Source organism: Burkholderia sp. Tr-20390, assembly GCF_017104595.1.
In the GTDB taxonomy this organism is placed as follows: Bacteria; Pseudomonadota; Gammaproteobacteria; order Burkholderiales; family Burkholderiaceae; genus Burkholderia.
The window spans coordinates 1-584 of the sequence record NZ_JAAGPC010000424.1; the positions used below are offsets into that span (position 1 = coordinate 1).

General features: G+C 73.3%; 1 protein-coding gene. It reads left to right on the forward strand.

Annotated features, from left to right (window positions below; all coding sequences use genetic code 11):
- Positions 1-56: 56 nt before the first annotated feature.
- A partial coding sequence (locus G3N98_RS39345; RefSeq protein ID WP_206151131.1) for a VOC family protein occupies positions 57-584 on the forward strand: 528 nt, incomplete at its 3' end.

Genomic DNA, 584 nt, shown 5'->3' on the forward strand with positions numbered 1-584 from the left:
TACCGCCCGGCGCATCGCCTGCCCACCATGACACTTTCGCTTCCCGACCGACGTTCATGCCAGCCCGCTCCCTGACACTCGACCATCTCGTGATCGCCGCGCGCACGCTCGACGAAGGCGTCCGCCACGTCGCCGACGCGCTCGGCATCGAACCGGCCGGCGGCGGCCGCCACCCGCTGATGCGGACCCACAATGCGCTGTTCGGCGTATGGGGCGGACTCTACCTCGAAGTGATCGCGATCGATCCCGATGCGCCTGCGCCGAACGCCGACGCCGAGCCGCCGCGCGCGCGGCTGTTCGGGCTCGACGATCCGGCCATGCACGCACGGCTTGCGCAAGGCCCGTTTCTCGCGCACTGGGTCGCGCGGGTCGACCGTCCGCGCCAGCTCGCGCTGTGGCAGAGCCAGTACCCGGCGCGCATCCCGCCGGTCGTCGCGATGCGGCGCGGCGACCTGAGCTGGGGCCTCACCGTGCCCGACGACGGCACGTTCCCCGCGTGGCAAGGCGCGGGCGACGGCCTCCTGCCGTCGCTGATCCAGTGGGACAGCGCGCGCCACCCGGCCGAATCGCTGCCGGGCGACGGC